Below are 9,417 nucleotides of genomic sequence, written 5' to 3'. Positions count from 1 at the left end.
GACAGTTCGGTCCCTATCTGTCGTGGGCGTAGGATATTTGAAAGGAGCTGTCCCTAGTACGAGAGGACCGGGATGGACGCACCGCTGGTGCACCAGTTGTCATGCCAATGGCACAGCTGGGCAGCTAAGTGCGGAACGGATAAACGCTGAAGGCATCTAAGCGTGAAGCCGACCTTAAGATAAGATATCCCTTCGTAAGAGTAAGACCTCTCATAGACTATGAGTTTGATAGGCTCAAAGTGTAAGCGTGGTGACACGTTCAGCTTGCGAGTACTAATCGGTCGAGGGCTTTTCCTTTTTACTTCTGAACTTCTTTGTTCTTGCCTCGCATTACGCTTTATTCCTTCAAAAGTTTTCAATAATATTTAGTCGGTGCTTATGGCAATGAGGTCACACCCGTTCCCATTCCGAACACGGAAGTTAAGCTCATTCGCGTTGACGATACTTGGCTGGTGACGGCTCGGGAAACTAAATCAGTGCCGACACAAATAAATATCGGAAGCTAAAAATAGCTTCCGATTAATTTATGAGGGCCATTAGCTCAGTTGGTTAGAGCATCCGGCTCATAACCGGACGGTCTGGGGTTCGAGTCCCTAATGGCCCACCACGGAAAGCTTTCAAACTATATGTTTGAAAGCTTTTTCTTTTATTTTTATTGATTTATGCAAAAATGTATGTTATAATACTTACATATTATATTTGACCGTGTTAAGGAGATCACTATGAAAAGGACTGATTATATATCCTGGGATGAATATTTTATGGGTATTGCGCTATTGTCTGCACAGCGCAGCAAAGATAATTCAACTCAGGTAGGTGCGTGTATTGTAAATGATAAGCATAAGATCGTTTCTGTAGGCTATAACGGTATGCCCACAGGCTGCATTGATGATGATATGCCGTGGGAGCGTGATGGCGAGTCCACACTTGATACCAAATATCCATTTGTCTGCCATGCTGAGCTGAATGCTATCCTTAACAGCAGTTTCGGAAGTCTCAGCGGCTGTACTCTCTATGTTACACTCTATCCTTGCAATGAGTGTGCAAAGGCTATAATACAGTCCGGTATCACTCGTGTGGTTTATAAATGCAATAAGTACGCCAATACTGACAGCGTTAAGGCTTCCACAATTCTTTTTGAGAAATGCGGAGTTAAGGTGGAAGAGTATCAGCCAAGCGGCAAGGATATAATTCTTTCAGTCTGAGGTGTTAGATATGAAACCAAAACGAATTAACTGCTCGGTGCAGTAGGAGAGGGAACGTCACACCGAGTAAGAATTGTTCCCGTACTGCGCCGATTATTGATATAATTTAAAAAGGAGCAGTTATTATGAATGAATATTTGAAATATCTTGACAGGATAGAATTTGTTGTTACAATGTGTTGCACAGGCAAGTGCAAGCATTGCAGCGAAGGGGAGCACACAGCAGGCTCTCCTCATATTGACACGGATATTGCTGTAAAATCAATTAAGGACGTATGCAGCAGATATGATATCAGGTCTTTGATGACTTTCGGCGGCGAGCCACTGCTTTATCCCGAAACTGTTACTGCTATACACAGGACTGCCTATGAAATGGGTATCCCTCAGCGCGACATCATAACAAATGGTTATTTCAGCAAGGATAAGAACAGGGTCAAACAAGTGGCATCAATGCTTCGTGAGAGCCATATACAGCGGGTTATGCTCTCTGTGGACGCTTTTCATCAGGAAACTATACCTCTTGAGCCTGTGGAGTTCTTTGCTGACATCTTAAAAGAAAACGGTGTTTATGTTGAGATAAGTCCTGCATGGCTGGTTGGCAGAAGTGCTGATAATCCTTACAATGCTATAACATCTGAACTACTTGGGAAGTTTGCTGCAAAGGGCTTTGAAATAGGTAGTGGTAATGTAATTTTTCCGCAGGGAAATGCTTTGAAGTATCTTGGCGAGTATTTCAATGAGGGCGAAGTTGTTTCAAATCCCTATGAAGAATCGCCTTATGATATCCGCTCGCTTTGCATCAGCTGCGACGGCAGTGCATTGAACGGTAATCTCTACGAGAAAGACGTTTTGCAGTTAATAGAGGAGTATTCTCCGAAATAAAAAAATTGCCGCAGCATTTGCTGCGGTTTTTTATGATTTCAGATAGTTGGAGAGCTTTTTCTTTTTCTTTTCTTTGTACATCTGCTTATCCGCTTCTGTAACAAAATTAAAAATATCCTCTCCTTTTTTGGGTGTTGCAATGATAAAACCTGTACTTGCACTTAGTTTGAACGGGTTTATCTTGCTCTTATTTATCCTTTCAATATTATTTTGTATCCTTAAAGTGAGATTTTTGGCAGCTTCTTCGGTATAGTCTGCACCAAAAATTATAAATTCGTCACCGCCGAAGCGGCAGAATATCTCTTTTTCGCATGAATCTCTGAGAACATCGGCTATATTGCATATGGCCTGATCTCCTGTATTATGACCGTAGGTATCGTTTATGCCCTTGAGTCCGTCAAGGTCAATAAACATCAGCATTATGCTGAGCTGTTCTTCCGTACACTTGTCGTACAGCTCGGAAGTTGCCAGAACAAAGCCGTTTCTGTTATATATTCCCGAGAAAGTATCCTGTGCATAGAGTTTGCCAAGTCTGTCAATAGCATATTCAAGGCACATGAGCTTTCGGATATTTTCAAGAGAGTTGCTGATGTTTATACAGAAAGACTGGAACATTATATTCTGCAAAGCAAGCTTAGTGCTTCTGATAGCCATATATCCGAGACATCTCTCACCAAAATGAAGAGGCGTTACAAAGAAAAGCTTGCCGTTGTCTCCTGTATTAACAGAAGGAGGGATAATGTCCTTGGACTTGAATTTTCCACAGTTTATGAATTCGCCGTTTACATACGCTATAGGAACTATGACTTCTTCAGTGAATGTCACAGGCACTTTTTCAGAGGAACTGTCTGAGCCTGTGGAGTTTTCAACTGTCGTTTCACTGTCCCAGTTATCGCAAAGGCAGAAGTAAAACTCATCGGGGTGTATCTCTACTGCTGCACGTTTGAGGGTCGAGATATACTCATCGAAATTGTTGCAGGCGAGGAGCTGCGTGGATATTCGGTTAAGTATGGACATATAGGTCTGTATGCTTTCAAAGTTTGAATAGTTCCTGTAATTGAGCTTTTTAAGCTCTGACAGGTCTGAAAGCGCATTATGACCGCAGCCGCAGCTTTCGGTGAAGCAGGTGGACATATTGAGTATCACGCTTCGTTCCTGAGATATGCCGCGCAGGTGATTATAAAGCATCTTGCAGGCGAGCCGTCCCGAAAGTCCCAGCGGACGTTCAACGGAAGTAAGCTCTACCTGATAATTATGGCTGTTGTAGGTGTTGTCAAAGCCTGTTACAGCAATATCATCGGGCACACTGTATCCGTGTGAGGTAAGAGTCGTAATAGCCGACGCTGCCATAACATCATTAGCGCATATGATAGCCTGCGGCATCTCAGGGAGACACTCAATGAACTGCTCAACGGCAAGCTTGCCTGTGGGAGCACGGAAATCTCCGTAATATATAGCATCTTCGGTGATCTTTAGCTTGTTTTCTTCAAGTACGGAAGAAAAGCCTGCAAGTCTGTCTGAACTCTCAGTGTTGCCGGGAGGTCCCGATATATACGCAAATCGAGTGAAACCGTGTTCATTTATCATGTGCTCGGTTATTTTGCGCATAGCTGTCTTGTTATCTATACCGATGTAAAAGAACGGCGGAACATCTTTATCTATGCTCACAGCAGGGATACCTGCTTTTTTTATTCTGTCAAGAACTATGTTGCCCACAGGTTTATAGTATATAGTATTCGTAAGAAGGATCGCACCGTCAAAATCATTGAAATCAGGCAGATTGAAAATATTGAATTCACCAACATCGTGACGAGCGTTGCCCATATCGCCGCTGAATGATGTAAATGCAAGTATATTAAGTCCGAATTCATCGGCAGCAGAAGAAATGCCATCAAGGATAGAGCTCTGATAGCTCTGTCCGATCTCTTCAATGATGACAGCTATTCTGTATCCACTCATCTTTATCCCCTCTCTGTCAAAAGTCTCAAAAAACTAACCATACATATATTTTACTATATTCTTTAAAAAAAAGCAATAGAATTTTATTATAATATTCATTATTGATATTCACTTTTTATTAATATTGCTTTACTGGCTGTAAAAAATTGGGTAAATCTTACAAAAATGAAAAAAGGACGAAAAGACGAAAAAAAGCTTTGATTTTGGGATAATTTATCATAAATGCCGAAAATTGAACGGTATATTGACAAATCTCAAAAAAATGGTATACTAAAATGTAGGGGATAACGTCATTAAATGGCTTATCAAAATAATCTTCTGCCGTGCAGACCGCGCGGACAGAGATGCTGCGGAGGGAATTTATGAATATCTGGCACAAGATCAGTCCTAAGAGAATAACTTCCGAAGATTTTATTGCTGTGATAGAGATCGGCAAGGGTAGCAAGATCAAGTATGAGCTTGACAAGGAAACAGGTCTTATCAAAATGGACCGTATCCTTTATACTTCCACTCATTATCCTGCAAACTACGGTTTTATTCCAAGGACTTACTCAGACGATAACGATCCACTCGATGTACTGGTTCTCTGTTCTGAACAGCTTATGCCTCTTACTCTTGTGAGATGCTATCCTATCGGAGTTATCAGAATGCTTGACAATGGACACCTCGATGACAAGATCATTGCTATACCGTTTGAAGATCCTAATTACAATATGTACAAGGATATCGAAGAGCTTCCACAGCACGTTTTCGATGAAATGACACATTTCTTCACAGTTTACAAGGAACTTGAAAACAAAACAACAGCCGTTAACGAGGTCGATCATGCAGACGTTGCAAAAACGATCATAAGCGGAGATATCGAACGCTATATTGAGAATTTCTGTAAATAATGCACGGTTTTGACCGAAAATGACTAAAATGCGAAAGGAGATCACGCGTTTTACGTGTGAGAAAAGGTTTTATGACAGCTTCAAGTGAAATTTTATTCGGCAGTGATTCAAATGTTGCCCCTATCGGCATCATCGCTATGAACAGCGTTACCGAGCTTGGCAGAAAGATCGACGATTATCTCGTTGACTGGGCAGGCAAGGGCGGTATCAATGTGGATTCATTCCTCGTTGAGAGCGAATGCCCACGTTTTTCATCGGGTGACGGCAAAGGTCTCATCAAGTCAACTATCCGCGGTAAGGATCTCTTCATCATTATTGATGTAGGCAACTACAGCATCAAGTACGACTACTTTGGAATGCAGAACGCAATGTCCCCTGACGATCATTTTCAGGATCTTAAAAGAATAATCCAGGCTGCAAGCGGTAAGGCTCACCGTATAACTGTCATTATGCCTACTCTCTACGGCGGCCGTCAGCACAGAAGAAGCTATCGTGAGTCTCTTGACTGTGCCTGCGCACTTCAGGAGCTTGAGGCAATGGGCGTATCAAACATCGTTACATTTGACGCTCACGACCCGAGAGTTCAGAACGCTATCCCGCTCATGGGCTTTGATAACGTTATGCCTACTTATCAGGTACTCAAGGCAATGCTCAAGGATATCAAGGATATCAGCTTCAACAAGGAAAAGTTCATGGTAGTAAGCCCTGACGAGGGTGCTCTTAACAGAAATATGTACTACGCATCAGTTCTCGGCGTAGAAATGGGTATGTTCTATAAGAGAAGAGACTACTCCACTATCGTAAACGGACGCAATCCTATCGTTGCTCACGAATACCTCGGAAACCCTGTTGAGGGCAAGGACGTATTCGTATCAGATGATATAATTTCATCAGGTGAATCAATGCTTGATGTTGCTTCTGCACTCAAGGAAAAGAAGGCAGGCAGATTCTTCGCTTATGCTACTTATGCTATCTTCACAAACGGTCTTGAGAAGTTCGACAAGGCTTATGAGGACGGCATCATCGACGGTGTATTCGGTACAAACCTTACTTACAGAACACCTGAGCTCCTTAGCAGACCTTGGTTCCATGAGGTTGACGTATCAAAGTATATCGCATATTTCATTGAAGCTATCAACCATGATGTTTCTATCAGCAAGATCATTGATCCTCACACAAAGATAGAGACTCTCCTCAAAAAATACGGCATGAAATAAATATTTAACTGATAAGGCATTGTTAACAAACAATGCCTTGTTTATTTGTGAAATTTATGTGAAGTCGCTGTGAAAAAATAACAATCGAATTGACAATTATTCGTCAAAGTGCTATAATATTATCAGTAAATTTTAATTTACATAAGGGATTTAAAGGTAAAAATAATAACGAAGGGGAGATTCAATGTTACAACTGAAAGACATCGTGAAAAAGTACGGCGTTGGTGATAACGTCGTAAATGCTCTCAACGGAGTCAGCGTAACTTTTCGTGAGAGCGAATTTGTAGCTATACTCGGTCATTCGGGCTGCGGTAAAACTACACTTCTTAACATCATAGGAGGACTTGACCACTACACATCGGGTGATCTTATCATCAATGGTGTTTCGACAAAGGAATACAAGGACAGAGACTGGGACGCATACAGAAATCATTCTATCGGATTTATTTTTCAAAGCTACAATCTTATACCACATCAAACCGTTCTTTCAAACGTTGAACTCGCTCTCACAATCTCAGGCGTATCCAAATCAGAACGCCGCAAACGTGCTAAGGAAGCACTGGAAAAGGTCGGTCTCGGAGACCAGATACACAAGAAGCCTAATCAGATGTCGGGCGGACAGATGCAGCGTGTTGCAATTGCCCGTGCGCTTATAAATGATCCTGATATACTCCTTGCCGACGAGCCTACAGGTGCTCTTGACTCGGAGACTTCCATACAGGTAATGGAGCTTCTCAAAGAGATCGCCAAGGATAAGCTGGTAATCATGGTTACTCATAACCCTGAGCTTGCAGACCAGTACGCTACACGTATAATAAGGATCAAGGACGGTAAGCTCACAGGTGACAGCGATCCGTTTGAAGTGAAAAAAGCTAAAAAGTCCAAGGATAAGAAAGCTGATAAAAAGGCAGACAAGGAGAAGAAAAAGCGAGTATCTATGTCTTTCGGTACGGCTGTATCGCTTTCTCTCAATAACCTCCTTACAAAAAAGGGAAGAACTCTTCTGACTGCTTTTGCAGGCTCTATCGGTATAATCGGTATTGCCCTTATCCTTTCACTTGCAACGGGTATAAATGAATATATCGACAATATACAGGAGGAGACTCTTTCTTCATATCCTCTGGAAATAATGCGTGAGAATACTGATACATCAGGTATGATTGAAGCTCTTATGAAAAATCAGAAAGAGTATGAAGCACGTACCTTTGAAGATGATAAGGTGTACGCTAATACTCAGGTCTATGATATGTTCAATTCATTCAATTCTTCTGCAAAGCAGATCAATAATATGAAGGACTTCAAGACATTCCTTGAAAATGACAGTGTAATAGCTGAAAAGGCAACAGCCATTGGCTATTCCTATGATGTAAAGATGCCTGTTTTCACTCAGTCACCATCAGGTGAGATAATCAAGGTAGACTTTATGGATATGTACAGCAAGGCTATGGGAATGGGCGAGTCAGATCTGATGGCTGCTTCCATGAATAATCCTATGGCAGGTATGGAATTGCAGGCATTCGGACTCAACGTAATGGAAGAGCTTCTACCTGGTGGAAATGGTGAGCCTGTAAACGATCTTGTTAAGGAGCAGTATGAGCTTGTCAACGGTAAATGGCCTCAAAGCTATGATGAGGTAGTTGTTGTGCTCACACAGAATAACGAGCTTCCAGATATCATCACCTATGCAATGGGACTTAAAGATCAGGACGGATTTGCTGATAAACTCAAAGCTGCAATGAGCAACGAAGAGATAACTGATTATGGACAGGTCGAGTGGAGCATAGACGATATCCTTGGCAAGAAGTTCAAGATGATACTTCCTTGTGAGTATTACCAGAATAACGAGTTTGGCAATGGCTGCGTAGACCTTACAGCCACAAAGACAGGTCTTGAATACCTTTTCAATGCAGAAGATATCGGAACAGATATAAAGGTAGTCGGTTTCATACAGCCTAAGGAAGACGTAAAAGCTCCGATGCTTAAGGGCTATGTATGCTATACTGCCCAGCTTACTGATTATGTTATAAACAAGACCAATGAGAGTGAGCTTATTAAAAAGCAGATCGAGGACAAGGAAAATGACCTTATAACAGGTACAAAGTTCATGTCTGACGATTATGTTGAGCCAACTCTCAAGGAAAAGACTGAAACAGCAAAGGAATTCATCAAGAAAGCAGATACAGATACAAAGGCTGACATATACCGTCTTGTTATATCACAGCCTGATCCTGCACAGGCAGATGCACAGGTAGCAGCTGCAATGAAGGATTTTGACCGTCAGCAGTTCCTTGATCAGATAACACAGATGTATTCATCTGAGCTTGGTGTTGATGCAGAGCAGGTAAAAGCTTTCGTTCAGGCTATGAGCGATGAAGAGCTTAAAGGTTATGCCGAGCAGGCTATCAGAGAGCAGATAGCACAGCAGTACGCACAGATGGCTCAGGAACAGCTTGGTTCACTTACAAATGCTGAGCTTGCAAAGCTCCTCGACTCAACTCCTATAAGCGATGAAAACTACGCTGTTGTATTTGAGAAGTATACTCCCGAGGAGATATCAAAGTCAACTTACGATGACAATCTTAAACTTCTCGGTGTTGCAGATGAGTCTGACCCGTCACGCATAAGACTCTTTGCAAAAAGCTTTGAGGACAAGGACGATATCTCAGACGCTATAAAGCGTTACAATGAGGGCGTAAAGGAGGCTGACGTTATACACTATACCGATGTTGTCGCACTTCTTATGTCGTCAATTACAGGTATTATAAGCGGTATATCATATCTTCTTATTGCCTTTGTCGGAATATCACTTGTTGTATCCTCAATAATGATCGGAATTATAACATATATCTCCGTTCTTGAGCGTACAAGAGAGATCGGTATACTTCGTGCCATTGGTGCTTCAAAGCACAATGTACGTACGGTATTCAACGCCGAAACGCTTCTTGTGGGACTTGCGGCAGGTCTTATAGGTATAGGAGTATCAGTACTTCTTACTATACCTATAAACGCAATAATACACCGTGTAACGAGTCTTGATACACTTCGTGCTCACGTTCCTGTTGTGGGAGCTGTGATACTGATTGTCATCAGTATGCTCCTTACACTTATCGCAGGACTTATCCCGTCAGGCGTTGCAGCAAGAAAAGATCCCGTTGAGGCTCTCAGAACTGAATAACATAAAAGGACTGCTTAACCGCGATCCTTATATAGAAGTTTATAGTTATTATCGGGGGAAACCTTTCTGAGGAAAGGTTATCCCCCG

General features: G+C 42.0%; 6 protein-coding genes, 1 tRNA gene and 2 rRNA genes. 8 read left to right on the top strand and 1 reads right to left on the bottom strand.

The window, feature by feature from the left end; all coding sequences use genetic code 11:
- The 5 genes from QZZ41_RS13175 to QZZ41_RS13155 form a co-directional block, all read left to right on the top strand.
- Window positions 1-298: ribosomal RNA gene (locus QZZ41_RS13175) — 23S ribosomal RNA — on the top strand; the annotation flags it as partial.
- Window positions 299-368: 70 nt separating this feature from the next.
- Window positions 369-485 (top strand): 5S ribosomal RNA (gene rrf / locus QZZ41_RS13170).
- A 45-nt stretch (window positions 486-530) separates the two neighbouring features.
- Window positions 531-607 (top strand) — tRNA-Ile (locus QZZ41_RS13165).
- A 115-nt stretch (window positions 608-722) separates the two neighbouring features.
- Window positions 723-1,205: a dCMP deaminase family protein gene (locus tag QZZ41_RS13160; protein ID WP_295073024.1), complete on the top strand. Its 483-nt coding sequence runs from the start codon at window positions 723-725 to the stop codon at window positions 1,203-1,205.
- A 125-nt stretch (window positions 1,206-1,330) separates the two neighbouring features.
- Window positions 1,331-2,086, top strand: a complete 756-nt coding sequence (locus tag QZZ41_RS13155; protein WP_295073021.1) for a radical SAM protein — start codon at window positions 1,331-1,333, stop codon at window positions 2,084-2,086.
- Between the two features lie 30 nt (window positions 2,087-2,116).
- Here QZZ41_RS13155 and QZZ41_RS13150 read toward each other — a convergent pair whose 3' ends face one another.
- Window positions 2,117-4,045 carry a GGDEF domain-containing protein gene (locus QZZ41_RS13150; RefSeq protein ID WP_295073018.1) on the bottom strand — a complete coding sequence of 643 codons (1,929 nt, stop codon included), beginning with the start codon at window positions 4,043-4,045 and terminating at the stop codon, window positions 2,117-2,119.
- Window positions 4,046-4,407: 362 nt separating this feature from the next.
- Here QZZ41_RS13150 and QZZ41_RS13145 point away from each other — a divergent pair, with 362 nt between their 5' ends.
- The 3 genes from QZZ41_RS13145 (at window position 4,408) to QZZ41_RS13135 (ending at window position 9,330) form a co-directional block, all read left to right on the top strand.
- On the top strand, window positions 4,408-4,938 hold the full coding sequence (locus QZZ41_RS13145) for an inorganic diphosphatase (RefSeq protein ID WP_295073015.1): 531 nt from the start codon (window positions 4,408-4,410) through the stop codon (window positions 4,936-4,938).
- Between the two features lie 71 nt (window positions 4,939-5,009).
- Window positions 5,010-6,155: a ribose-phosphate pyrophosphokinase gene (locus QZZ41_RS13140; protein WP_295073012.1), complete on the top strand. Its 1,146-nt coding sequence runs from the start codon at window positions 5,010-5,012 to the stop codon at window positions 6,153-6,155.
- 184 nt (window positions 6,156-6,339) lie between these two features.
- Window positions 6,340-9,330, top strand: a complete 2,991-nt coding sequence (locus tag QZZ41_RS13135; RefSeq protein WP_295073009.1) for an ATP-binding cassette domain-containing protein — start codon at window positions 6,340-6,342, stop codon at window positions 9,328-9,330.
- The last annotated feature ends 87 nt before the right edge of the window (window positions 9,331-9,417 follow it).

This window comes from Ruminococcus sp. (assembly GCF_016283395.1).
This window is presented reverse-complemented; position numbering and strand designations above follow the sequence as displayed.